Source organism: Variovorax sp. UC74_104, from assembly GCF_044055375.1.
In the GTDB taxonomy this organism is placed as follows: Bacteria; Pseudomonadota; Gammaproteobacteria; order Burkholderiales; family Burkholderiaceae_C; genus Variovorax.
The window spans coordinates 2556899-2580137 of the sequence record NZ_CP171978.1 but is presented as its reverse complement, the minus strand read 5'-3'; the positions used below and the strand labels follow the sequence as shown (position 1 = coordinate 2580137).

The window sequence follows — 23239 nt, the reverse complement described above, 5'->3', positions numbered from 1 at the left end:
CTCCCGTGTCCGAAAAGCTCCCCCACTACGAACTGCTGATCCGCGGCGGCACCGTGATCGACGGCACCAAGGCGCCGCGCTTCGACGCCGACGTCGGCATCGTCGGCGATCGCATCGTGGCCATCGGCAAGCTCGCCGGCCACACGGCGGAACAGACGATCGACGCCACGGGCCGCATCGTCGCGCCCGGCTTCATCGATTCGCACACGCATGACGACCAAGCGGTGCTTTCGCAGGCGCAGATGCCTTTCAAGGTGTCGCAGGGCGTGACCACGGTGGTGGCGGGCAACTGCGGCATCAGCGCCGCGCCGCTGCGCGCCGACATGGACCTGCCGATGCCGCTGAGCCTGCTCGATTCGCCCGCCGAAGGCCGTTTCACCAGCTTCGCTGCGTACCTCGATGCGCTGCGCGCCGCGCCTTCGTCGGTGAACGTGGCGGCGATGGTGGGCCATTCGACATTGCGCGCGGTAGCCATGGCTGACCTCGACCGCCCCGCGAACGAGGCCGAGATCAAGGCCATGCAGGCGATGGTCGAGGAAGCGATGCAGGCCGGCGCCATCGGCCTGTCGACCGGCACCTTCTACCCGCCCGCTGTGAAAGCGACGACCGAGGAGATCATCGAGGTCGGCCGCCCGCTGACCTCGCGCAAGGCGCTGTACGTGACCCACATGCGCGACGAGAGCGACCGCGTGATGGAGTCGCTGGAGGAAACCTTCCACATCGGCCGCGCGCTGGGCATTCCGGTGGTGGTGTCGCATCACAAGGTGCAGAACACGCGCAACTTCGGCAAGACGAAGGTCACGCTGCCCTTCATCCAGGAGGCGATGAAGCACCAGTGCATCGGGCTCGATTGCTACCCCTACACGGCCGGCTCCACCATGATCCGCACCGACCGCGGGATGATGGAAGGCCGCGTGCTCATCGCCTCCAGCGTGCCGCACCCCGAATGCGCGGGCCGCGACCTGAAGGACATCGCGGCCGAATGGGGCGTCTCGGGCGAGGAAGCGGCGAAGCGGCTGCAGCCCGGCAGCGCGATCTACTTCATGATGGACGAGGACGACGTGCAGCGCATCCTCGCCTTCGACGAGACCATGATCGGCTCCGACGGCATCCCGCTGGGCGACAAGCCGCATCCGCGGCTGTGGGGCACCTTCCCGCGCGTGCTGGGGCACTACAGCCGCGACGTGGGCCTGTTCCCGCTGGAAACGGCCGTCTGGAAGATGACCGGGCTCACCGCCCGCAACTTCGGCCTGCACGAGCGCGGCACGCTGAAGCCGGGCCACCACGCCGATGTGGTGATCTTCGATGCCGCGACGGTGCGCGACACCGCAAACTACGAATCGCCGATGCAGCCGGCCGAAGGCATCGACGCGGTCATCGTGAACGGCGCCCTGACCTGGCGCAACGGGGCGCACTGCGGGGTGCGCAACGGGCAGGTGATCACGCGGCGCAAAGTGGCTGCCTGAGCCTGGTGGGCCTGGTGGGCCTGGTGGGCGCGCTCAGTCGGGCGCGTTCATCACCCGGTCGAACTCTTCGTCGGCTGGCACGTTGTCCGCGTCGAGTTCGCTCGCGTCGGTGAGATCGATCCCCGTTTCCTCCGACAGGTCATCGGAGATATCGTCCTCGGGTTCCTCGAAATCGTCGGCGGGCGTGGTGTCCTCATCGTCTTCGGCGGGCGAAGCGGATCGCGCGGTGGCATTCATGATCTTTCCTCGGCTTGTTTCTGACACGCCCCCTATGGTGCGCCTGTTTCGGCCGTTCCGGTTCATCCGGCGCGAGGCGTCGGTGTCGGAAAGTTTCCCGCCGGTCCGGAAGATCAGTCCTTGTGCACGTGCCCATGCTCCCCGTGGCCGGGGTCGTCATGGCCGTGGTCGTGCCCGTGCTCGCCGTGCGCCAGGCGGCTCACCAGCGTGACCAGCACGATGCCCGCCGCCAGCCACAGGATCTGCGCGGCCGTCTGGCGCGCCGGCAGGCGCTTCTGCAGCTGCGGAATCAGGTCGGCCAGCGCCACGTAGACGAAGCTGCTGCCGGCCAGCACCAGGAAGTACGGCAGCAGGCCGTGCAGCTGATCGACCAGCCACCAGCCCACGATGCCGCCCAGCGCGGTCATGGTGCCGGCGAGCGACACCTTCACCAGTGCCGCGCGCTGGTTGGCCGAGCTCTGGCGCAGCACGACCAGGTCGCCGATGTGGTGCGGAATCTCGTGCGCCAGCACCGCGAGGGCGGCCACCAGGCCCAGGCGCAGATCGGCGGTGAAGGCGGAGGCGATCAGGATGCCGTCGCCGAAGCAGTGCACGCTGTCGCCGGTGAGCACGGCCCAGCCGCCGGTGCGGGGGCCCTGGTCGTGCGCATGGGAGTGGTCGTGGCCATGATCGTGGCCGTGCCCGTGGTGATGGTCGTGGCCCGCGTGCCCGTGGTCCTTCCCGCCGCCGTGGTGGTGTTCATGGCCGTGGTGCCACAGCTCGGCCTTGTCGAGCAGGAAGAAGAACACCAGCCCGAACAGCAGCACCCCGAAGAGCAGCGCCGGCTCGATGCGGCTCTCGAAGGCCTCGGGCAGCAGGTGCATGAAGGCCGTGGCGAGCAGCGCGCCGGCCGCCAGGCTCAGCAGGTGCTGCGGGTTCACGCCGCCCGAGCCGCTTCGCACGCCCACCTTCAGCAGGAGGGCCGCGAGCCAGACGCTCCCGATACCGGCAACCAGGGTCGCCACGATGATGACTATCAAATTCATAGCTGCTTGCGCAAGAAAGACGGCTCCCGGAGAAGTTCCGGCGGCCGTTGTCCGTTCATAAAAAGAGAAAGGCCGTCATTCGACGGCCTTCGGCGGGGGTGGCTACAGGGCGCCGTCTTCAGGCGACGCCATTGGCTTTGAACCAGGCCGCGGCGCGTTGCCAGCCGTCTTCCGCCGCGCTCTTGACGTAGCTGGGGCGGTAGTCGGCATGGAACGCGTGGCCTGCTTCCGGATACACCACGAAGCTCGACGCCTTGGCCGCCGGAGTTCCGTTGGCCAGAGCTGCTTTCATCTTATCAACCGTGTCAAGGGGGATGCCCTGGTCTTTTCCGCCGTAGAGGCCGAGCACCGGCGCCTGCAGGCCGGCGGCCACATCGACGGGATGCTTCGGCGTCAGTTCGCTGGCCTGGCCGACCAGCCGGCCGTACCAGGCCACGCCCGCCTTGACCTTGCCGGTGGCCGCATAGAGCCAGACGATGCGACCGCCCCAGCAGAAGCCGGTGATGCCCGCCTTGCTGGTGTCGCCGCCGTTGGCCTTGGCATAGGCCAGGGCGCCGTCGAGGTCGGCCATGACCTGCGCGTCGGGCACCTTGCTGACGATGTCGGCCTGCAGCTTCGGGATGTCGGTGTAGCCGCGCGGGTCGCCCTGGCGGGCATACAGCTCGGGCGCGATGGCCAGGTAGCCGAGCTTGGCGAAGCGGCGGCAGGTGTCGGCGATGTATTCGTGCACGCCGAAGATTTCCTGGATCACCAGGATCACGGGCAGGCCGGTCTTGCCGGCGGGCGCCGCTGCATAGGCGGGCACCTCGAAGTCTCCGACGGCGTACTTGATGGGGCCGGCCTTCAGGCCATCGGCCGGGGTGCTGATGGCGGTCTGCGCCATCACCGGCATCACCGCGGCCGCGTAGCCCACGCCGATGGCGGCCTTGAGGGCGGTGCGGCGCGTGGCGCCCTGCTCTGTGCTTTCGCCGGGGCGAAGCGAGTCGAAGTCGGAACGGCTGTCGTCGAGAGGCATGTAGTGGGCTCCGGTTGGATCGTCGTACAAGGGACGTTGCGCCATGGAAAAACGCACGCCGCAATGTAGGCGAAATCGGCCGGGGCCTGCATGCCCCCTGGTCTCAGTGGGGTTGCGGCGCCCCGTAGGCCCGTCGCGCCAGCGCGGCTGCCAGCACCTGCGCGGGGTCGACGAGATCGAGCCCGGCCACCGCGGCCGAGCCCTGCAGGCCCAGCGGCACCTCGGTGCAGCCCATGACGATGGAGACGGGGCCATGGCGCCCGGCCAGCCGCAGCGCCACATCGGAGAAGCACTGCTCGGCGAGCTGCATGTTGCCGGCCTTCACGCCCTCGAAGATGCCGCGCGTGATGATCTGCCGCTCCTCGGGCAGCGGCACATGGCATTCCAGGCCTTCCTCGGCCAGCGCCTTCTCGTAGAGGCGGATGCGGTAGGTGCCTTCGGTGGCCATCAGCGCCACGCCGGTCGCGCCCTGGCGGGTAAGGTGCTGCGCCGTCTCGCGTGCCATGTGCAGCAGCTCGACCTGCGGAAAGCGCTCCTGCAGGCTCGCGTGCCAGGCATGCGCGGTGTTGCAGGCGATGGCCACGGTGCGGCTGCCGAGCGCGGCCAGGCGGCCCAGTGCCTGCAGCATCGGCTCCAGCGGCTGGTGCGCGCCCTGATCGGCCGAAGCCAGTGCCTCGGTGCGGTCGGGCACCGGCACCTGCGCGAGCCAGTGCTCGGGAAAGGCCTGGTCGCGCACCGGCTCGCCGCGCGCACGCATCTGCTGCGTGCAGGCCTGCACGAAGAGCCGCACGAAGTCGGCACCCGCCGCGGGGCCCATGCCGCCAAGAATGCCAACGACGCTGGTCGAACTCATGATCTTTCTATCTCTGTTTCAGGAATACCGCGGAACCGGCTTTGCCGGGCCGCTGGCATTGCCCCGGAGGGGGAAGGCGTGCGCGACCCGAAGTGCGCGCAGCCTGGGGGATGAACTCAAGTCGCGGGCTTGTCGCTCAGGGCCTTGAGGTTTTCCTTGAGCTGCGGGCTCATCGGCAGGTTCAGCGGCACGTTCTTCGGCGGAATCGGCTGCATGAACCACTTGTCGTAGAGCTTCTCGAACTCGCCGCTCTTCATCATGCCGGCGAAGGTGTCGTCCACCAGCTTCTTGAAGGCCGGGTCGTCCTTGGGCAGCATGCAGGCGTAGGGTTCGACCTGCAGCGACTCGCCCACCACCTCGAAGTCGCCCGGCGCCTTGGCATTGGCGATCAGGCCGTACAGCAGGATGTCGTCCATGGCGAAGGCCGCGGCGCGGTCGCTCTCGACCAGCAGGAAGGAATCGGCATGGTCTTTGCCGAGCACGATGTCCATGCCGAGGTTCTTCTCGGCGTTGTACTTCCGCATGACCAGCGCATTGGTGGTGCCGGTGGTGCTGGCCACAGTCTTCTTCGCGAGGTCGGCGTAGTTCTTGATCTTCGACGACTTCTTCACCAGCAGGCGCGTGCCCGTGTAGAAGTGGTTGATGGCGAAGGCCACGTCCTTGCCGCGCGCGGTGTTGTTGGTGGTGGAGCCGCACTCCAGGTCGACCGTGCCGTTGGTGATGAGCGGAATGCGGTTCTGCGAGGTCACGGGCATGAGCGCCACCTGCAGGTTGGGCTTGTTCAGCTTCTTCTTCACCGCCTCGACCACGGCGTTGGAAAGGTCCACCGCCATCCCGATCGGCTTGTTGGGGCCGTCCAGGTAGCTGAAGGGCACCGACGACTCCCGATAGGAGAGCGTGATCTTGCCGGACTCGGCGATCTTGGCCAGCGTATCGGCGGCCTGCGCGCCCGTGGCGGTGAAAAGCACCGTGGCGGCCAGGGAAGACATCAGGACGGAGAGTTTCATTCGAGCCTTCATTCGGTTGGACTGAACAGGCGGCCAGTGTAGGAAGTAGCGACGCAAAACGACAATTCCAATTGAAACCTGGCCCATGCCCAAAGGTTATGGGCGGGGGTTCTTTTGGCATTTCCGCCCGCAGCCGAGCGCGCCTACAGTCCGAGCCTCGGTTCTCTAATCAATCTCCTTGCGGAAAGTCGCCCCATGCATGTGTGTGTGCTCGGCGCCGGCATCGTGGGCCTGGCGACCGCCTGGCAGCTCGAACGCCGGGGCCATCAGGTCACCGTGATCGACCGCGCCGCCCCCGGCTCGGGCGCGAGCGGCGGCAACGGCGCGCAGCTCAGCTATTCGTACGTGCAGCCGCTGGCCGACCCCTCGATCTGGAAGCAGCTGCCCAAGCTGCTGCTGTCGCCCAACTCGCCGCTCAAGCTGCGGCCGCAGCTCGATCCGCTGCAGTGGCGTTGGGGCATGGAGTTCCTTGCGGCCTGCAACGCGCGCACCTCGCGCGACACCACGGCCAGGCTGCTGGAACTGGCCGCCTCGAGCCGCGTCGAGTTCGAGGCGATGCGTGCCGAGCTTTCGCCCGACTGCGATTTCTCCGCCACCGGCAAGCTGGTGCTGTATGCGAGCCAGGCATCGCTCGAAGGCGCCCGCGCCCAGCTTGAACTGCAGCGCGCCATGGGCAGCGAGCAGCGGCTGGTGACGCCCGAGGAATGCATCGCCATCGAGCCCGCGCTCGCAAGCTACCGCGACCGGATGGCGGGCGCCGTCCATACGCCCAGCGAATGCGCCGCCGACTGCCTCAAGGTGTGCACCGAGCTGACGAAGGCGTTGGGCACGCGCGGCGTGGGCTTCATGTCCGGCGCCGAGGTGCAGGGCTTCGTGCGCAGCGGAAACCGCATCGCCGCGGCACGCACCGGCGACGGCGACGTGGAGGCCGACGCCTTCGTCATGGCGCTGGGCTCCGCGTCGCACAGGCTGGGCCGCGCGCTCGGGGCCTATCTGCCGGTGTATCCGCTCAAGGGCTACAGCATCACGGTGGACGTCGATTCCGCGCCGGGCGCGGCACCGCATGTGAACGTGACGGACAGCGCGCGCAAGGTGGTGTTCGCACGCATCGGCTCGCGCCTGCGCGTGGCGGGCATGGCCGAGCTGGTGGGCCACGACGCGAGCATTCCGGCCACACGCATCGAGACGCTGGTGGCCGCCACGCGCGCCCTCTTCCCGCATGCGAGCCGGCTCGAAGGAACTGCATCCCTGGACCGGCATGCGCCCCGCCACACCCAAGGGGCTGCCGATCATCGGACGGCTCGGCAGCGCCCCGTCGAACATGCTGTTCAACACGGGCCACGGGGCTCTGGGCTTCACGCTGGCCTTCGGCTCGGCGCTGCGCGTCGCGCAGGAACTGCAGGCCTGACCAGGGCCCAGGGCCTCGCTAGGTCCTAGATCGTTTCCTGAATCGCTTCCTGCATGCAGCGCGTGATGCCGCGCACCGCCACCGAGTCGGGCCGCGCAGCGAAACGCAGCGCGCGGATAGGCACCGGGATCCGGGGCTCCAGCATCAGCACGTCGACCTTCTCGCGGTCGGCCGAGCGCGCCGTGCAGCCGTCCACCAGCGCGATGCCGATGCCGTGGTGCGCCATGGCCAGCGCCGCGTGGTAGGTCTGCACCGTCACCACCGCCTGCTGGAAGCCCACGCCCGCCTGCCGGCAGGCCTGGCTCAGGCTGGTGCCCACGGGGTCGCGGCTGTCCAGGCCGATCACCGGCCGGTCGACGAGATCGTGCAGCGCCACCGAGCCGTTGCGCACCAGCGTGCGCGGCAGCATGCCCTTGGGCGCGATGCACACCATGCGGCTGTCGGCCAGCGTCTCCTGCGTGAGCGAGGGATGCACCGCCGGGCTGAAGGCGAAGCCCACGTCGGCCTCCTGCAGCAGCAGCGCCGACATGATCTGCGGCGAATGCAGCGACTCCACCGTGATCGCATAGCCCGGATGCTTCTCGCGGAATGCCTTGAGCGCGCGCGGCAGGATGTCGTAGCTCAGCGCCAGCACGCTCAGGATGCGCAGCTCGCCGGTGTCGCCGGCCGTGCGCAGGTTGGAGGCCAGCCGCTGCACCTCGTCGAGCTGCGCGAACAGCCGCTCGATGTGCGGATACAGCGTGAGCGCCTCGGTGGTCGGCGTGAGCCGGCCCTTGGCCCGCTGGAACAGCGGAAAGCCCAGCTGCAGCTCGGCATGCTGCAGCGTGCGGCTCACCGCCGGCTGCGTGATGTTGATGAGCCGCGCCGCCGCGCTCACGCTGCCCGTGAGCATGATCGCGTTGAAGACCTCGATGTGGCGCAGTCGCATTGCGAGCGAAGGGTTCAGTTGCCCGAGGACGCCTTGCCTCGGGCGAGGTCCATCACTATGCGCGTGCCGAGGTACAGGCGCGGCTCGATCGAATTGACCAGCACGTACTCGGCATCGGCCGAGTGCGCGCCGAAGCCCTGCAGGCCGAAACGCTCGACAACCGGCGCCTTGGTCTTGAGCGCGGCGAAGGCCGCATCGGTGCCGCCGCCGGCGGCCTTGTCGTCGGCGCCCAGCGGCAGGCCGAGTTCGTCTTTGTAGATCTGCTGCGCGTGGCGTGCCATGGCGATCGAAGCGTCGGAGGACTCCAGCGGCGGACGGCGGCGCTCGAACTTCAGCTCGACCTTGGCCTCGGGAATGAGCTGCTTCTTCACGCGCTCGTTCACCTGCTGCTCGATGCGGTCGTAGTCGCTCACCTTGAGCACGCGCACGTCGGCCGCGGCGGTGGCGCTGGCCGGGATCACGTTGCGGTTGCTGCCCGACTTGGAGATGGTCCAGTTCATCTTCAGCCCCGTGGCCGGGTCGGACAGGTCGCGCATCTGCAGGATCTGGTGCGACAGCTCGTACAGCGCATTCACGCCCAGCTCGGGCGCCGAGCCCGCGTGCGAGGCCTTGCCGGTGACGTTCAGCGTGACCGATGCGATGCCCGCGGTGGCGAGCGAGAGCTTGTCTTCCTTCACCGAGGCACCTTCGAAGGACAGCACCGCGTCGTGCTCGCTGCCCATGCGCGTGATGAGCGCACGAGCGCCGGGCGAGCTGATTTCCTCGTCGCCGTTGATGAGCACGGTGAGCGTGCCGTAGTCCTTGAACTTCATCGCCTGCAGCATCGACACGATGTGCGTGATGACGGCCACGCCCTGCTTGTCGTCGGCGATGCCCAGGCCGTAGGCCCTGTCGCCCTCGATGCGGAAGGGCTGCTTGTTGAGCATGCCCACGGTGTAGACCGTGTCCATGTGCGCGATCAGCAGGATCTTCTTCTTGCCCGTGCCCTTGAAGGTGGCACGCACCGCGCGGCCGATCTTCTCGGGCGTGTCTTCCATGCGATAGGCCTCCGCGCTCGGATCGATCAGCTCGACCTCGCCTCCCAGCGCCTTGAACTTCGCGGCGATGAGGTCGGAGATCTTCTCCAGGCCGTCGAGGTCGCGGCTGCCGGACTCGATGGAGACCAGCTCCTTCAGCGTGTCGAGCAGGGCGGGCTTTTCCTTGGCGGCGAGCGCGGCGATCTTCGCATCGGGCGCCGCGAAGGCGCTGCCGAGGAAGGCGGCGCAGACGGCGGCGAGCAGGAATTGGCGGTGCGGGAATCGGTTCATGTTCTTGCGTTTCTTCCTTGTGTGGCTGACTGGTTGTCTCGTCCTTGTCCGTTCCCTGCTCTCTTCTTCTTGATGTTCTCTTTCAGTGCGCCTTGTCCCAGTTGGGACCGACGCCGATCTCGGCCAGCAGCGGCACCTTCAGCGAGGCAACGCCCGCCATGATGCGCGGGATCTCGGTGCGCACCCATTCGATCTCGGCCTCGGGCACCTCGAACACCAGTTCGTCGTGCACCTGCATGATCATCCGGGTGGCGCGCTTCTCTTCGTCAAGCACGTTCTGTACCTTGACCATGCTGAGCTTGATGAGGTCGGCCGCGGTGCCCTGCATCGGCGCGTTGATGGCCGCGCGCTCCGCGCCGCCGCGGCGCGGGCCGTTGGGCGAGTTGATCTCGGGCAGGTACAGGCGCCGGCCGAACACGGTTTCGACGTAGCCTTGCTCCTTCGCCAGCGCCTTGGTCTCGTCCATGTAGGCCTTCACGCCCGGGTAGCGAGCGAAGTAGCGCTCGATGTACGAAGCCGCAGCCTTGTTCTCGATGCCCAGGTTCTTGGCGAGGCCGAAGCTGCTCATGCCGTAAATCAGGCCGAAGTTGATGACCTTGGCGTAGCGGCGCTGCTCGCTCGACACCTGGTCGGGCGTGGAGCCGAACACCTCGGCGGCCGTCGCGCGGTGCACGTCGATGCCTTCGGTGAAGGCGCGCAGCAGCGATTCGTCGCCGCTGATGTGGGCCATGATGCGCAGCTCGATCTGCGAGTAGTCGGCGCTGGCGATCACGCTGCCCGCCGGCGCCACGAAGGCCTCGCGCACGCGCCGGCCCTCGGGTGTGCGGATCGGGATGTTCTGCAGGTTCGGGTCGTTGCTCGACAGCCGACCCGTGACTGCCACCGCCTGCGCATAGTGCGTGTGCACGCGGCCCGTGCGCGGGTTGGCGAGCTGGCCGAGCTTGTCGGTATAGGTGCCCTTGAGCTTGGAGAGGCTGCGGTGCTCGAGGATCTTGGCCGGCAGCGGATAGTCTTCAGCGAGCTTCTCGAGCACCTCTTCGTCGGTGCTGGGCGCGCCGCTGGGCGTCTTCTTGACCACGGGCAGGCCCAGCTTGGTGAAGAAGATCTCGCCGATCTGCTTGGGCGAGCCGAGGTTGAAGGGCTGGCCGGCGATCTCGTAGGCCTCCTGCTCCAGCTCCATGATGCGCTTGCCGAGCTCATGGCTCTGCGCGGCCAGCGTGGGCGCGTCGATCAGCACTCCGTTGCGCTCCACGCGGTAGAGGGCCTCGCTCGAATCCATCTCGAGCTGGTAGATGAAGAGCAGCTTCTCGTCGGCCTGCAGGCGCGGCCAGAGCGTGTTGTGCACGTCCAGCGTCTGGTCGCTGTCCTCGCACGAGTATTCGGCGGCCTTGGCGATGTCGACCTGGCTGAACGGGATCTGGTGCGCGCCCTTGCCGCACAGGTCTTCGTACGAGATGCCGCTGCGGCCCAGGTGGCGCTCGGCCAGGCTCGAAAGGCCGTGCGGCTTGTGCACTTCGAGCACGTAGCTCTGCAGCATGGTGTCGTGCGCGTAGCCCTGCACCTCGATGCCGTGGTTGGCGAACACGTGCCGGTCGTACTTGATGTGCTGGCCGAGCTTCTTCTTCGCGCCGTTCTCCAGCCAGGGCTTGAGCTTCGCCAGCACCTCGTCGATGGGCAGCTGCTCGGGCGCATCGGGGTAGTTGTGCGTGAGCGGAATGTAGGCGGCCTCGCCGGGCGTCACGCTGAAGCTGATGCCGACGATCTGCGCGACCATCTCGTCGAGCGAGGTGGTCTCGGTGTCGATGGCGGCAAGCTCAGCCGCCTCGAGCTTCGCGAGCCAGGCCTCGAACTGCTCCCAGGTCGTGATGGTCTCGTACTTCAGGTTGCTCGCGGGCGCGGCGGCTTCCAGCGCCTGCATGTCGGAGGGCTCGTCGAACAGGCCGCCCTGGTCGGTATCGACCTTCCCGGAAGCCGCCTTCTTCTTGAGGTTCTCCTCGATCAGTTCGGGCGGCACGGCCTGCGCCTCGAGCGCCTTGACCAGGCTCTTGAAGCCGAACTTCTCGTAGAAGGGCTTGAGCTCGGCCGTCTGCGGCGCGCCCACCGGCAGGCCATCGAGCGAGGGCAGGCCGGTGACGTGGCCGTCGAGGTCGCAGTCGGTGCGGATGGTCACGAGGCGCCGGCTCAGCGGCAGCTGCTCGAGGGCGTTGCGCAGGTTCTCGCCCGCGGCACCCTTCACCTCGGCGGCGCGCTCGATCAAGGCGTCGAGCGAGCCGTATTCGAGCAGCCACTTGGCAGCGGTCTTAGGGCCGACCTTCGGCACGCCGGGCACGTTGTCGACCGAGTCGCCCACCAGCGTCTGGTAGTCGATCATCAGGCTGGGCGGCACGCCGAACTCGGCCGTGACGCCGGCTACGTCGCGCCGCTTGCCGTTCATGGTGTCGATGATGGTGATGTGCTCGTCGACCAGCTGGCTCAGGTCCTTGTCGCCGCTGGAGACGATGACCTCGACGCCCTGCGAGGCGGCGATCCGGGCGAGCGTGCCGATGACGTCGTCGGCCTCCACGTCGGGCACGCTGAGCACGGGCCAGCCGAGCAGCTTCACCACTTCGTGGATGGGGTCGATCTGGCTGCGCAGGTCGTCGGGCATGGGCGAGCGGTTGGCCTTGTACTCGGGGTACCAGTCGTCGCGGAAGGTCTTGCCGGGCGCGTCGAAGATGCAGGCTGCGTAGTCGGCGCGCACCTCGCGGCGCAGCGCGGTCATCATGTTGATCATTCCGCGGATGGCGCCGGTCGCCGGGCTCTTCGGGTCGCCGGGCACGGCCCGCAGGTCGGGCATGGCGTGGAAGGCGCGGTAGAGGTAGCTCGAGCCATCGACGAGCAGCAGCGTTTTCTTGTCGGTCATCGGGGCATTTTGCCGTGCCCGCGACAGCCCCCGGAACCACGACGCCACGAGGTGCCAACCGACGCCCCGGAACCGGGCGCGCGCCTACAATGCCTGCATGCCTAGCTCCACACTCCTGGTCGCCCGCCGCATCCTGCTGGCGCTGGCCTTCGCAACCCCCTTTGCCGCCGTGCAGGCGCAACAAGCGGCGCCCGCCCCGGCGGCGGCTCCGGCCGAAGCGCTCCCAAATCAGGAGCAGGCCAAGGCCGAAGGCCGACGCAACCAGAAGGTCGAGCACATCCACACCGAGGACAGCGGCGCCTCGGTCGACGAAGTCCGCTACGGCGGCCGTACGCAGAGCATCAACGTCAAGCCCAAGTCGAACATGCCGGGCTACGAAGTGCTGCCGGCCGATGCCGCCACGGGCCGCCAGGGTTCGAGCGAAACGGGCGCCAACGGCCCCCGCGTCTGGAACGTGATGAAGTTCTGACCGTGATGGAGGCAGTCTCCCTTCCGGTTATCGCGGCAGCAATGCAGCGCTGAGTACCTCCATGGCAGTTTTTACCGAAGTCGGCTTCGGCGAGGCAGACGCGCTCGTCCAGAGCCTGGGCCTGGGCCCGCTGCGCGATCTGCGCGGCATCGAGGGTGGCATCGAGAACACCAACTACTTCGCGACCACCGAGTCCGGCGAGTTCGTGCTGACGCTGTTCGAGCGCCTGAGCGCCGAGCAGTTGCCTTACTACCTTTGTCTGATGAAGCACCTGGCGGACGCCGGCCTGCCGGTGCCCGCGCCTGTTGCGCTGCCCGAGGCCGAAGCTGCCGGCAAGCCCCGCAAGGGCCAGCAACCGCCGGTGCCCGCCGAGGCTTCATGCGACCTGCTGCACCTCGTGGCCGGCAAGCCGGCGGCGGTGGTGCAGAAGCTCTCTGGCCGCAGCGAACTGGCTCCAACCGCGGCGCACTGCACCGAGCTGGGATCGATGCTGGCGCGCATGCACCTCGCGGGGCGCGACTACCCCCGCATCCAGCCGAACCTGCGCGGGCTGCCCTGGTGGAACGAAACGGTGCCGGTGGTGCTGCCGTACATCGAGGAATCGCAGGCGAACCTGCTGCGCGCCGAGTTGGCCTACCAGAACCACGTCGCCGAATCGTCGGCCTATGCGGCGCTGCCGCGCGGTCCGGTGCACGCCGACATGTTCCGCGACAACGTGATGTTCGCAACCGACGGCGAGCCCGGCGCGGCGCCGCGCCTGACCGGCGTGTTCGATTTCTACTTCGCCGGCACAGACACCTGGCTGTTCGACCTGGCCGTGTGCCTGAACGACTGGGCCATCGACCTGCCCACCGGCCGCCATGACCCCGAGCGCGCCGACGCGCTGCTGTCGGCCTACGAGTCCGTGCGCGCGCTGAATGCCGCCGAACGCGCGCTGCTGCCCGCGATGCTGCGTGCCGCGGCGCTGCGCTTCTGGATCTCCCGTCTCTGGGACTTCCATCTGCCGCGCGAGGCGAGCATGCTCAAGCCCCATGACCCCACGCACTTCGAGCGCGTGCTGCGCGACCGCGCCACCCATCCGCATGCCGTGGCGCAGGCCCTCGAGCCGCTGCTGGCTGCCTGACCTTCACACATGAAACTCAACCTCGTGCCGGCGCGAACCGGCGTGGAATGGGTCCGCCTCGGGCTCAAGAACTTCTGGCGGCAGCCGCTGGCCTTCGTGTCGCTGTTCATGCTGTTCATGGCGCTGATCTCGACGATCTCTCAGCTGCCGGTGATCGGCAGGTTTCTTCCCTTCGTGCTGCTGCCCTTCTCCACGCTGGGCTTCATGGTCGCGGCCTCGGTGGCCGATGCCTCCGCCAGCGACAAGGCCGCGGCCGCTGACGGCACTCCCGGTCCCAGGAAGCCGACCGGCGCGCTCATGTTCCTGTCGGTCGCACAGGCCATGCGGGCGGAATGGCGCTCGCTGGCGGTGCTGGGCGTGATCTCGGCGGTGTACTGCCTGCTGACGGTGTTCGTGACCGCGGTCGTCGATGGCGGCCAGTTCATGCGCAGCTACTTCACCGGCGAGGCTCCCGCCAAGGAAGTGATGGAAAGCAGCCGCTTCCAGGTGGCCAACCTGCTGCAGATGTGCCTGACGCTGCCCCTGATCGCCGCCATCTGGCATGCGCCCGCGCTGGTTCACTGGCATCGCGTGGAGCCGGTGAAGAGCATCTTCTTCAGCCTGGTCGCGATGTTCCGCAATTTCGGCGCCTATGCGCTGTACTGGCTCGCATGGTGCGGCGTGCTCCTGCTCGGCCTGCTCGCGGCGGCGCTGGTCGGCACCGTCGTGATCGGCGTGGGCTCGCTGGGCTCGGGCACCGGCGCAATGACCGCCGGCAACATCCTGATGCTCGGCACGGTGATGACGCTCGCCGCGATGGCGCAGGCGTCGAACTGGTTCACCTTCCGCGACACCTTCAACCCGGACTGAGCGCCGCCGCGGCCGGCAGCGCTCCCGCCCGGCAGCCTCAGATCGGCGTGAGCTTGGCCACCGACAGCGCCAGCCACTTCACGCCGTGGCGCGCGAACTTGACCTGTGCACGCGCGTCGTCGCCGGTGCCTTCCAGTGCGGTCACCGTGCCTTCGCCGAACTTGTTGTGGAACACCTGCATGCCCGAGCGCAGGCCGTGCGAGGGCGCGGTCTTCTGCGGCGGCACGGGCGGGCTGGCGAAGGTGTCCTTGTCGCGGCTTCCGCCCGAACTGCCGCCGTAGCCGCCACCGTATCCGCCCGAGCCGCCGCGCGTGCTGCCGTAGCCGCCGCCATAGCCGAAGGCCGAGGGCGCGAAGCCCTGGTTCTTGGGCGTGAGCCACTTGAGGGCGCCCTCTGGTAGCTCGTCGAAGAAGCGGCTCTTGAGGTTGTAGCGGGTCTGGCCGTGCAGCATGCGGGTCTGCGAATGGCTCAGGTACAGGCGCTTGCGGGCGCGCGTGATCGCCACGTACATCAGCCGGCGCTCTTCCTCGAGGCTCTCGAAGTCGCTCATCGAGTTCTCGTGCGGGAACAGGCCCTCTTCCATGCCCGTGATGAACACGCAGTCGAACTCCAGGCCCTTGGCGGCGTGCACGGTCATGAGCTGCACCGCGTCCTGGCCCGCCTGCGCCTGGTTGTCGCCGGATTCGAGCGCGGCATGCGTGAGGAAGGCGGCCAGCGGGCTCAGCGTTTCGCCGGTCTCGGCGTCGGGCGCGAGCGGCTCGTCGAGCACCGGGCGGTTGGGGTCCAGGCCCTGGCTCGCGGGCGACTGGCGCAGTTCGTCCACAGGCAGCGCCACGGCGTCGCGGCCGAAGCCCTCCTGCGTGACGAAGCTCTCGGCCGCGTTCACCAGTTCGTCCAGGTTCTCGATGCGGTCGGCGCCTTCGCGGTCGGCCCTGTAGTGCTCGACGAGTCCGCTGTGGTCGAGAACCAGCTCGATGATCTCGCGCAGGCTCGCACCCTGGGTCTGCTCGCGCAGCACGTCGATCTTGGCGACGAAGCCCGTGAGGTTGGCACCGGCCTTGCCGCCGACCACGCTCACCGCGTCGTGCAGCGAACGGTTGGCTGCGCGCGCAGCGTCCTGCAGGGTTTCGAGCGTGCGCGCGCCGATGCCGCGCGGCGGGAAGTTGACGACACGCAGGAAGCTGGTGTCGTCGTCCTTGTTCTCCAGCAGCCGCAGGTAGGCCAGCGCGTGCTTGATTTCGGCACGCTCGAAGAAGCGCAGGCCGCCGTACACGCGGTACGGCACCGAGGCATTGAAGAGCGCGGTTTCGATCACCCGGCTCTGCGCATTGCTGCGGTAGAGCACGGCCATTTCCTTGCGCTCGTAGCCGTCGCGCACGAGCTGGCGCATTTCCTCGACCATCCACTGCGCCTCGGCGAGGTCGGTGGGTGCCTCGTACACGCGCACGGGCTCGCCGGGGCCCTGGTCGGTGCGCAGGTTCTTGCCCAGGCGCTTCTTGTTGTGGCCGATGAGCTCGTTGGCGGAATCGAGGATGTTGCTGTAGCTGCGGTAGTTCTGCTCCAGCTTGATCTGGTGGCGCACGTCGAACTCGCGCACGAAGTCGGTCATGTTGCCCACGCGCGCACCGCGGAAGGCATAGATGCTCTGGTCGTCGTCGCCCACGGCGATCACGCTGTTGTGCTGGCCCGGCACGAAGCGGCCCTCGACGGTGTTGCCCGCGAGCATCTTGATCCACGCGTACTGCAGGCGGTTGGTGTCCTGGAACTCGTCGATCAGGATGTGGCGGAAGCGCCGCTGGTAGTGCTCGCGCACCGGTTCGTTGTCGCGCAGCAGCTCGTAGCTGCGCAGCATGAGCTCGCCGAAGTCGACCACGCCTTCGCGCTGGCACTGCTCTTCGTAGAGGCGGTAGAGCTCGACCTTCTTGCGGTCGTCGTCGTTGCGCACCTCGATCGCGTCGGGGCGCAGGCCGTCTTCCTTGGCGCCGGCGATGAACCACTGGGTCTGCTTGGCGGGGAATCGCTCGTCGTCGACGTTGAACTGCTTCATCAGGCGCTTGATGGCCGAGAGCTGGTCCTGCGTGTCGAGGATCTGGAAGGTGGAAGGCAGGTTGGCGAGCTTCCAGTGCGCGCGCAGCAGGCGGTTGCACAGGCCGTGGAAGGTGCCGATCCACATGCCGCGCACGTTGACGGGCAGCATCGCCGTAAGGCGCGTCATCATTTCCTTGGCGGCCTTGTTGGTGAAGGTCACGGCGAGGATGCCGCCGGCGGAGACCTGGCCGGTCTGCAGCAGCCAGGCGATGCGGGTGGTGAGCACGCGCGTCTTGCCGGATCCGGCGCCTGCCAGGATGAGGGCGTTGCCTTCGGGCAACGTGACCGCGGCAAGCTGCTCCGCGTTCAGGTTCTGGAGCAGCGGCAGCGCTGGGGGATGGGCGTCGGCCGCAGGATCGTTAAACAACATCCTCCAATTGTAGAAACCACGGCGTATGCGGGTTATATAAAGAAGCGGAAGACCCGGCTTCGCGAGTCCGCGTAAAATCAATCACCGGGCCCAAGTTTCTTGCGCCCGGTTTTTTTGTGGGCGTTTCCTTCGCGAAACGTACTGCAGAAGCCGGCCGGACCAAGCGCTCATTCGTTTCTTTCAACGATCCCGGCCGCCGCCGGGCCGCCCCAAGGCGGCTCGAGCCTCCCCCTCGGGGGGTGGCGAAGCACACGCAGTGGCAAGCCGGGGGGCCATATTTACTGGAGCCTGGTCATGCAGATTTTCGACTACGACAACATCCTCCTCCTCCCGCGCAAGTGCCGCGTGGAGAGCCGTTCCGAGTGCGACACCAGCGTCACGCTGGGCGAGCGCTGCTTCCGCCTGCCGGTGGTTCCCGCCAACATGAAGACGGTGGTGGACGAGTCGATCTGCCTGTGGCTGGCACAGAACGGCTACTTCTACGTGATGCACCGCTTCGACCTCGACAACGTCGAGTTCGTCAAGGACATGCAGGGCAAGGGCGTGTTCGCCTCCATCTCGCTGGGCGTGAAGAAGGCGGACTACGACACCATCGACCAGCTGGTGGCCCAGGGCCTCGTGCCCGAGTACGTCACGATCGACATCGCGCACGGCCACGCCGACAGCGTGAAGAACATGATCGGCTACCTCAAGCAGAAGCTGCCGAAGACCTTCGTGATCGCCGGCAACGTCGGCACGCCCGAGGCGGTGATCGACCTCGAGAACTGGGGCGCCGACGCGACCAAGGTCGGCATCGGCCCGGGCAAGGTCTGCATCACCAAGCTCAAGACCGGCTTCGGCACGGGCGGCTGGCAGCTGTCGGCGCTCAAGTGGTGCGCCCGCGTGGCGACCAAGCCGATCATTGCCGACGGCGGCATCCGCGACCACGGCGACATCGCCAAGAGCGTGCGCTTCGGCGCGTCGATGGTCATGATCGGCTCGCTGTTCGCGGGGCACGAGGAGTCGCCCGGCAAGACCGTCGAGGTCGAAGGCAAGCTCTTCAAGGAGTACTACGGCTCGGCCAGCGACTTCAACAAGGGCGAGTACAAGCACGTCGAGGGCAAGCGCATCCTCGAACCCATCAAGGGCAAGCTGGCCGACACGCTGATCGAGATGGAGCAGGACGTGCAGAGCTCTATCAGCTACGCGGGTGGCCGCGCGCTGATGGACATCCGCAAGGTCAACTACGTCACGCTCGGCGGCGACAACGCCGGCGAGCACCTGCTGATGTAACGGCCCTCCTCAGGCTTCCAGGAGCTGCACCGCGTGCCGGTGCAGCGAATGCGCCGGATCGGCGAGCGCGTCCACCACGTCGAAGTGGTTGAGCCCCGGGAGCACCTCGCACACCGGCACGGTGTTGCGGCCCCACGCGTCGCGGATCATCGCGTTGTGGCGGATGAATTCTTCGCTCTCGCTGCCGCCGGCCACCGTGTACAGCTGGCCGCGCTTCGGCGCCGGCCACAAGGCGGGGCTGGCGCGCAGGACATCGGCGTCGGTCAGCTTCAGCGTGTTCTCGAGGAACGGCGTGCGCTGCAGCGGGCGAAGATCGTAGAGGCCCGAGATCGACAGCGCGTTGCGCACCAGATGCGCAGGCAGGTCGGGCGCGACGGCCTTCCAGTCGCAGGCCAGCAGCGCCGCCGCCATGTGGCCGCCCGCCGAGTGGCCCGCGACGGTGATCCGTGCCGGGTCGCCGCCGTGATCAGCGATGTGGCGCCACGTCCATTCGAGCGCACGCACCATCTGCAGCAGGATGCCGGGCACAGTGACGGGCTGCTCCGAAGTGCCGGGGCAGAGCGCGTAGTTGGGCTGGACCACGCAGATGCCGCGATCGTTGAAGGCCGGGGCGATGAAGGAGTGGTCTTTCTTGTCCATCGCTCGCCAGTAGCCGCCGTGGATGAAGACCAGCACAGGCGCATCGGGCACCGGCGCGGGAAAGATGTCGAGCGTCTCGTTCACGCCCTGGCCGTAGGGCACGTCGATGCGGGCCGGAAGGGCTTCGCGCGCCGCAGCGGATTCCTTCGCCCAGCGCTCGAAATACGCGGGGTGGTTCCTGACCCGCGCGAGGTTGTTGTACATGCCTTCCAGCCAGGCGGGGTCGAACGAGGCCATGCAGTCTTTGCTCCGTGTTTCGCGAGGCGCGCATCTTGGCACGGCGGCATGCGCCAAAACGGGAGTTTTGGTTAAAATTCGCCTTGCGTTGGGGGGGTAGCTCAGCTGGGAGAGCGCCGCGTTCGCAATGCGGAGGTCGGGAGTTCGATCCTCCTCCTCTCCACCATTTCGCTAGCAACAACGGGCCTGGAAGGCCCGTTTTGCTTTCTACCCACCACTGAACCCGCCATGGCTGAGCAGCGATTCGAACCCCAGATGTTCTCCCGCGCAGCCGACGTGATGACGCATTACGTCATTCCTCTCTACATTGACAACTGGAACGGCTTGCCCGAGCAAGTTGGCACAGCGTTCTTGGTGCAGTTGGGGCCAGCCGACTACTTGGTTTCAGCCGCCCATGTCCTCGACCTGAGGTCGGAAGGGCGACTTTATTTTTATAGCGGATCAAACATCAGGACGGAAGTGCTCGGCCAGCTATGTCATAGCGGCAAAAATGTGCCCCGTGACCAAGACAATATTGATGTAGCAGTCGTGCGCCTCGCCCCCGGCACGCCGCGGCCGCCATACCGGGAGATCGAGCGACTCGCATTCGAAATCCATGAGCTTCGTCCTAGGTTGTTACCACGTATAGGGCGCGACTTTGCCGTTCTTGGTTTTCCCTCATCAAAGAACGAATTTCGTCGTGCGCACGGGGAGATCCGCGCAAAAGCATATGCCTACTTCGGTCACTCAGCGGACGAAAGTGTGTATTCCGAGTTGAATTTGCCCACCCAAGACCATCTGCTACTCAACTTTGACCGGAAATCGGGAATCAACGCTCAGAAGGAAGCGGTTGTGTTCCCGAAGCCCCAAGGCATGAGTGGGGGGCCAATATGGCAATTCCATAGCGAGGATGAAAACGACTTCAGATTCGGCTTCCCGGTTGTGGGTGTAGCCGTCGCCCACAAAGAGCGGCAGAAGTTGTTGCAGGGGACCGATATCTCTTTCGCTCTGCAGGCTATCGGCATACTCCAAACCGGCGGCTGACACACGAGAGCATCTATCGACTCGAACGCCTTGACGCGTACATCGGCTGTTGCAAGGTTTGCGATCAGCGTCATGCAACCACACCTCCGAAATCACGACTGCGCGCATACCGCGCGGCCTGCTGGTTTTGCACGACTTTCATGGCCTCAATCACCATGCTTCGTGGCCACATCGCCCACCGTTCGGTTGTAGATGGTGGTGCCGCCTCCGGCCGCGGCCATCGCGTGATTCGGAACGATCGTGCCGGGCACGCTGGGGATGAACAGCTCTGCTCCCCGCTCTCCCACCACGCTGTACGAGTGGCGAGCAGATGAATGCAAGCTCTTCGTCGGTGACATAGATGGGCAAAAAATTCATGCTCCGAGGCTACAGGTTTCGCGTGGAACGAGTTCCGGCGGCCTTGTCCATCCCCGAAACGGGCGAGAGGGTCGACCCTCTTCAACGGGTCCGCCTGCCGCGCGCACGATCTTCCCGCGCAATTTGGCGCGGAGGAGACATCATGGCTTTGTACAAGTACGGCACCCATCTGACTCAGTCTCAGCACGGAAACTTTGATACCGACAGAACACCCGGAACCGCGGCGCCTGACGCAGGGATTTACCGCTGCACAGGTTGCGGTGATGAGATTGGGATTGCGAAGGATCACGCCTTGCCACCGCAGAACCACCATCAGCACAACAACGGCAGCGCCGTTCGCTGGCGCCTCCTTGTTGCAGCCGTTCAGGTCTGAAACCGTTCGAAGTTGATCGGCTTGAGCGAACTGAGTTGCGGGTCGCGTTGCAGGCGTGCGATGCTTCGCACTCCCGACGAAGGGATGCAATGCCTGAGTGGTTCTTCGGTCTGCTCGTTTCTTACCCCGCCGCATTCAATGCGGTGGGCCGAGCGTTGTTCTCCCTGGCCGGGCTTCTCGCAGTGCTGGGCTTGCGTCTTGATCGCATCGGCGGAAAGGTCGAACGGATGTCCGCTCGCACCGGCATCGTCCCGCCGGACTTCTTGGCAGCGCTGCCTTGGTGGCTGCGAATGATGGTCCCCGAGACCGTCGCCGGCTGGGTCGCGTTGGCCATACTCGCCCTTTCGGGGATCTGTCTAGCACACCTCGGCAAGTGGGCCAAGAAGCTGCAAACCTGAGTGCCAAGGACGGGGGGTCGGCCCCGGGCGAATACCGGCCTGTCACGCCGGTATTGCCCGAGGCCGGAATCGAACCGGCACGCCTCGCGTGCGGAGGATTTTGAGTCCCCTGCGTTTCGCGTGGAACACGTTTCACAAGGCCGTCCCCAACACGCCGCCTCGAGGAGCTGGGAAGACCAGCTCATTGCCCTTAATCTGAGGCTGCACCTTGATGAGCGCGATGGCATGCGTCGAAAGCGGCACGCGATGCTCTTTCTGAGCCTTCATCCGAGTCGCCTGTACAGTCCACGTTCGAGCCACTCCACCAACCGACACGAAAAGGCCTTGGCATCCGCCAAGGCCTTTTCTCTTTTCGCTCAGGCATCGAGCGTCAGGTGCTGCCCGTGCAGCGCAGCAGCACCCGGCGACGCGAGGAATGCGATGGTCTGTGCGGCGACCGAGGTCGACACCCATTCGGCAGGATTCGCATCAGGCATCGCCTGCCGGTTCGCTGGCGTATCGAGCACGCTGGGAGCCACGCTGTTGACGTTGACGCCATGTGGCGCCGCTTCCGCCGCCATCGCTTCCACCAGGCGCTGCAGCGCGCTCTTCGAGGCGATGTACGCGGCCATCGCCGGCACGCCGCGCGCCGCCACCTTGGCGGTGACGGCAATGACGCTGCCGGCGCGCCGCTCGATCATCGAGGGCAGCACTGCCTGCGTCACCGCGACGAACGACCAGGCGTTGAGGTTCATCATGCGGTCCCAGCTTGCTCGCGTGAGCGCGTGCGTCGCCTCGCCCATCTCGAAGCCACCCGCGATATGCACCAGCGTATCGATGCGCCCGAAGGACTTGAGCGCCTGTTCCGCAAGAGCCGCCATCTCGGCCGTGGAAGTCACGTCGCCGGACAGCAGGAGGTGCCGCGAGTTGTCGAGTCCCGGGAACACTTCAGCCAGACGACCCGCGTGGTGATCGACCAACGCGAGGCGCGCGCCCTGATCGATGAAGTGCTGGGCTACCGCGCGGCCCAGTGCGCCTGCGGCGCCGGTGATCAGGACATGTGGCGTGGTGCTGGCGTCAGTCATCGAAGTTCTCCTGGGTTGAGGGGCCCTGCCCCATCGTTGATGACGAATCCTAACGCTGCAAGTCACAAATTTTTTGGACAAGCTCGATTTCTGGGATATACTCGTGGTCTTGCCAGAAAACACTAAACGTTTTCAAAGCAAGGGCTCTTAGCTCAGTTGGTAGAGCAGCGGACTCTTAATCCGTAGGTCGAGTGTTCGAGTCACTCAGGGCCCACCACCAACACTAAAAATAGCGCGGTCTCCGCGCTATTTTTTCGTCCAAGCCTCCTCATGACCTTCGTGAGGAGGCTTTTTCTTCTTTGGCTGCGCCGGTCACCAGCCCGCTTCGGGCTCAGCTCTCCCGCAGCGCGATCCACTCGTCGACGCAGCGCTCGAGCGAGTCATGTCGCTCGCTCACCTCGGCCACCAGGTACTGGCGCGCATGCGTCTGCGCAAGTTCGCTCGACAGGAACCACTGCTCTCGTTCCGGACTGCCCTGCGCCGGCGGCGCTCCCCAGGCGGCGCTGCCGAGAAAGGCTTCGGTGACGGGCAATCGCCCATCGGTCTTGCCGATGGCCGACAACGCATCTCGTGAGCCGCCGAGGACGATGCGCACCTGCACCACGTCGTCGTCCGCCTCGATCGACGCGCCGAGACCGCCCTCCTGATGCACCTGCCACAGCTGCGCTGCCGAAGCATTGCGAACCCAACTCTCCAATGCACGCTTCAGGCTTTCGAGAATGATTTCTTTGTTCATAAGGAAATATTTCACGGTTTACTCCATCGGCTACATGCCGCTCGCCTTCGAGTTACAAGCTACCTCCATCCGACGTGGCATCTTGCACCTGCT

General features: G+C 66.4%; 20 protein-coding genes, 3 tRNA genes and 1 pseudogene. 11 read left to right on the top strand and 13 right to left on the bottom strand.

Annotated elements, in window-relative coordinates; all coding sequences use genetic code 11:
• Nucleotides 1-5: 5 nt before the first annotated feature.
• Nucleotides 6-1466 carry a D-aminoacylase gene (locus tag ACHMXA_RS12075; RefSeq protein ID WP_176664598.1) on the top strand — a complete coding sequence of 487 codons (1461 nt, stop codon included), beginning with the start codon at nt 6-8 and terminating at the stop codon, nt 1464-1466.
• A gap of 33 nt (nt 1467-1499) precedes the next feature.
• Here the strand turns inward: ACHMXA_RS12075 and ACHMXA_RS12070 are convergent, their stop codons facing one another.
• From ACHMXA_RS12070 to ACHMXA_RS12050, 5 genes are all read right to left on the bottom strand, one after another.
• Nucleotides 1500-1703, bottom strand: a complete 204-nt coding sequence (locus ACHMXA_RS12070) for a hypothetical protein (protein WP_176664597.1) — start codon at nt 1701-1703, stop codon at nt 1500-1502.
• A gap of 113 nt (nt 1704-1816) precedes the next feature.
• Nucleotides 1817-2728: a ZIP family metal transporter gene (locus ACHMXA_RS12065; protein WP_176664596.1), complete on the bottom strand. Its 912-nt coding sequence runs from the start codon at nt 2726-2728 to the stop codon at nt 1817-1819.
• Nucleotides 2729-2846: 118 nt separating this feature from the next.
• Nucleotides 2847-3743, bottom strand: coding sequence for a dienelactone hydrolase family protein (locus tag ACHMXA_RS12060; RefSeq protein WP_176664595.1), 897 nt, complete (start codon nt 3741-3743; stop codon nt 2847-2849).
• Between the two features lie 103 nt (nt 3744-3846).
• Nucleotides 3847-4596 (bottom strand): aspartate/glutamate racemase family protein, encoded by a 750-nt coding sequence (locus ACHMXA_RS12055; RefSeq protein ID WP_176664594.1) that lies wholly within the window; start codon nt 4594-4596, stop codon nt 3847-3849.
• Between the two features lie 116 nt (nt 4597-4712).
• Nucleotides 4713-5603, bottom strand: coding sequence for a transporter substrate-binding domain-containing protein (locus ACHMXA_RS12050; RefSeq protein WP_176664593.1), 891 nt, complete (start codon nt 5601-5603; stop codon nt 4713-4715).
• 195 nt (nt 5604-5798) lie between these two features.
• On the opposite strand from ACHMXA_RS12050, the pseudogene ACHMXA_RS12045 reads away from it, so the two are divergent.
• A pseudogene (locus ACHMXA_RS12045) lies at nt 5799-7011 on the top strand (D-amino acid dehydrogenase).
• Between the two features lie 25 nt (nt 7012-7036).
• On the opposite strand, the gene ACHMXA_RS12040 reads toward ACHMXA_RS12045, so the two are convergent.
• From ACHMXA_RS12040 to polA, 3 genes are all read right to left on the bottom strand, one after another.
• Nucleotides 7037-7939 carry a LysR family transcriptional regulator gene (locus ACHMXA_RS12040; protein ID WP_176664591.1) on the bottom strand — a complete coding sequence of 301 codons (903 nt, stop codon included), beginning with the start codon at nt 7937-7939 and terminating at the stop codon, nt 7037-7039.
• Between the two features lie 14 nt (nt 7940-7953).
• A complete protein-coding gene (locus ACHMXA_RS12035; RefSeq protein WP_176664590.1) occupies nt 7954-9246 on the bottom strand; it encodes a M20/M25/M40 family metallo-hydrolase in 1293 nt (430 codons plus the stop codon).
• Nucleotides 9247-9328: 82 nt separating this feature from the next.
• Complete coding sequence (polA, locus tag ACHMXA_RS12030) at nt 9329-12148, bottom strand: DNA polymerase I (protein WP_176664589.1); 2820 nt, start codon at nt 12146-12148, stop codon at nt 9329-9331.
• A 97-nt stretch (nt 12149-12245) separates the two neighbouring features.
• Here polA and ACHMXA_RS12025 point away from each other — a divergent pair, with 97 nt between their 5' ends.
• From ACHMXA_RS12025 to ACHMXA_RS12015, 3 genes are all read left to right on the top strand, one after another.
• Nucleotides 12246-12617, top strand: a complete 372-nt coding sequence (locus ACHMXA_RS12025; RefSeq protein WP_093198812.1) for a hypothetical protein — start codon at nt 12246-12248, stop codon at nt 12615-12617.
• Between the two features lie 61 nt (nt 12618-12678).
• A complete protein-coding gene (locus tag ACHMXA_RS12020) occupies nt 12679-13740 on the top strand; it encodes a homoserine kinase (RefSeq protein ID WP_176664588.1) in 1062 nt (353 codons plus the stop codon).
• A 9-nt stretch (nt 13741-13749) separates the two neighbouring features.
• Complete coding sequence (locus ACHMXA_RS12015; protein ID WP_176664587.1) at nt 13750-14589, top strand: BPSS1780 family membrane protein; 840 nt, start codon at nt 13750-13752, stop codon at nt 14587-14589.
• Between the two features lie 37 nt (nt 14590-14626).
• On the opposite strand, the gene ACHMXA_RS12010 is transcribed toward ACHMXA_RS12015, so the two are convergent.
• Complete coding sequence (locus ACHMXA_RS12010; protein ID WP_176664586.1) at nt 14627-17047, bottom strand: UvrD-helicase domain-containing protein; 2421 nt, start codon at nt 17045-17047, stop codon at nt 14627-14629.
• Nucleotides 17048-17341: 294 nt separating this feature from the next.
• On the opposite strand from ACHMXA_RS12010, the gene ACHMXA_RS12005 reads away from it, so the two are divergent.
• Nucleotides 17342-18319 (top strand): GMP reductase, encoded by a 978-nt coding sequence (locus tag ACHMXA_RS12005; RefSeq protein ID WP_176664585.1) that lies wholly within the window; start codon nt 17342-17344, stop codon nt 18317-18319.
• Between the two features lie 9 nt (nt 18320-18328).
• Here the strand turns inward: ACHMXA_RS12005 and ACHMXA_RS12000 are convergent, their stop codons facing one another.
• Nucleotides 18329-19195, bottom strand: coding sequence for an alpha/beta hydrolase (locus ACHMXA_RS12000; protein ID WP_395320768.1), 867 nt, complete (start codon nt 19193-19195; stop codon nt 18329-18331).
• A 90-nt stretch (nt 19196-19285) separates the two neighbouring features.
• Between ACHMXA_RS12000 and ACHMXA_RS11995 the strand changes: the two genes are divergently transcribed.
• From ACHMXA_RS11995 to ACHMXA_RS11980, 4 genes are all read left to right on the top strand, one after another.
• Nucleotides 19286-19361, top strand: a tRNA-Ala gene (locus tag ACHMXA_RS11995).
• A gap of 62 nt (nt 19362-19423) precedes the next feature.
• Nucleotides 19424-20218, top strand: a complete 795-nt coding sequence (locus ACHMXA_RS11990) for a serine protease (RefSeq protein ID WP_176664583.1) — start codon at nt 19424-19426, stop codon at nt 20216-20218.
• 499 nt (nt 20219-20717) lie between these two features.
• Nucleotides 20718-20948, top strand: a complete 231-nt coding sequence (locus ACHMXA_RS11985) for a hypothetical protein (protein WP_176664582.1) — start codon at nt 20718-20720, stop codon at nt 20946-20948.
• 89 nt (nt 20949-21037) lie between these two features.
• Nucleotides 21038-21346 carry a hypothetical protein gene (locus tag ACHMXA_RS11980; protein WP_176664581.1) on the top strand — a complete coding sequence of 103 codons (309 nt, stop codon included), beginning with the start codon at nt 21038-21040 and terminating at the stop codon, nt 21344-21346.
• Nucleotides 21347-21403: 57 nt separating this feature from the next.
• On the opposite strand, the gene ACHMXA_RS11975 is transcribed toward ACHMXA_RS11980, so the two are convergent.
• Together ACHMXA_RS11975 and ACHMXA_RS11970 are read right to left on the bottom strand one after the other, a co-directional pair.
• Nucleotides 21404-21508 (bottom strand) — tRNA-Leu (locus tag ACHMXA_RS11975).
• Between the two features lie 194 nt (nt 21509-21702).
• Nucleotides 21703-22410, bottom strand: a complete 708-nt coding sequence (locus ACHMXA_RS11970) for an SDR family NAD(P)-dependent oxidoreductase (RefSeq protein ID WP_395320765.1) — start codon at nt 22408-22410, stop codon at nt 21703-21705.
• A gap of 141 nt (nt 22411-22551) precedes the next feature.
• On the opposite strand from ACHMXA_RS11970, the gene ACHMXA_RS11965 reads away from it, so the two are divergent.
• Nucleotides 22552-22627 (top strand) — tRNA-Lys (locus tag ACHMXA_RS11965).
• 114 nt (nt 22628-22741) lie between these two features.
• Here ACHMXA_RS11965 and ACHMXA_RS11960 read toward each other — a convergent pair.
• The gene (locus tag ACHMXA_RS11960; protein WP_395320764.1) at nt 22742-23161 is read right to left on the bottom strand and encodes a hypothetical protein; all 420 of its coding nucleotides are present in this window, start codon (nt 23159-23161) and stop codon (nt 22742-22744) included.
• Between the last annotated feature and the right edge of the window lie 78 nt (nt 23162-23239).